Source organism: Oleiphilus sp. HI0043, from assembly GCF_001634935.1.
In genome coordinates this window covers 1-921 of sequence record NZ_LWEY01000658.1, presented here as the reverse complement: position 1 = coordinate 921, position 921 = coordinate 1, and the positions used below count along the sequence as shown (strand labels likewise).

Sequence of the window (921 nt, the reverse complement as noted above, 5' to 3'; positions counted from 1 at the left end):
AAAGCCGGTTATCAGCGATGATATTCTTGAGCAAGCTTCAGATAAGATGAATGCAGATCAGTCGTTTGATGAAGACCTTGGTGATGCAAGCGAGTTTGACTTCCTTGAAGGTACTGATGAAGCGTCTACCAAGCTTGACTTGGCACGAGCGTATATCGATATGGGTGATATCGAGGGCGCCAAAGATATACTAGAAGAAGTAACTAAAGAAGGCAGTTCTGAGCAGCAAGCAGAGGCGGCTGAATTGCTAAGTTCATTGGACTAATTATTTTGCAGTGGTAGTTTTTGGATGAAACTTGTCTTAATTAGACGACCTGAGTTGACTCTCAAATGAGTTCTGGTCATCTTTCGAATGACACGGCCGGTAACGAAATCGTTACTGGCCGTGTTGCGTTATGCTTGTCATATAATGGTAGTGCTTATCACGGGTGGCAGTCTCAAAAGAGTGGCTTACCTACCGTTCAAAAATACTTACAAGAGGCTGTATCAAGTGTCGCCAATCAGTCCATAGAGCTTGTTTGCGCGGGCAGAACCGATAAGGGTGTGCACGGTGCTCATCAGGTTGTTCATTTTGACACCGAAGTGCAGCGTAGTGAAAGAGCGTGGGTTTTTGGTAGCAACTCAAACCTACCAAAAGATATCAGTGTTTCATGGGCTGGCTGTGTTGACTCTGAGTTTCATGCGCGATTTTCTGCTACCAGTAGGCGCTATCATTATGTGATATACAATCACCCGGTCAGGCCTTCAATCTTCCATAATGAAATGACTTGGTGTCATGACCCCTTAGATGAAATAAAGATGCACCAGGCAGCTCAATGTTTGGTGGGTGAGCATGACTTTAGCTCGTTCAGGGCTGTAGGCTGCCAGTCAAGAACGCCGTTTCGGTTTGTCGAATTTATTAATGTTCAACGCTTCGGCGAT

At 45.2% G+C, this 921-nt stretch carries 2 protein-coding genes; both read left to right on the top strand.

What is annotated here, in order from left to right:
• The coding region (locus A3729_RS07880) for a FimV/HubP family polar landmark protein (RefSeq protein WP_156497786.1) at positions 1 to 265 on the top strand (265 nt) is incomplete at its 5' end.
• A gap of 65 nt (positions 266 to 330) precedes the next feature.
• Positions 331 to 921, top strand: a 591-nt coding sequence (gene truA / locus A3729_RS07875; protein WP_068509882.1) for a tRNA pseudouridine(38-40) synthase TruA, incomplete at its 3' end; no start/stop codon positions are given.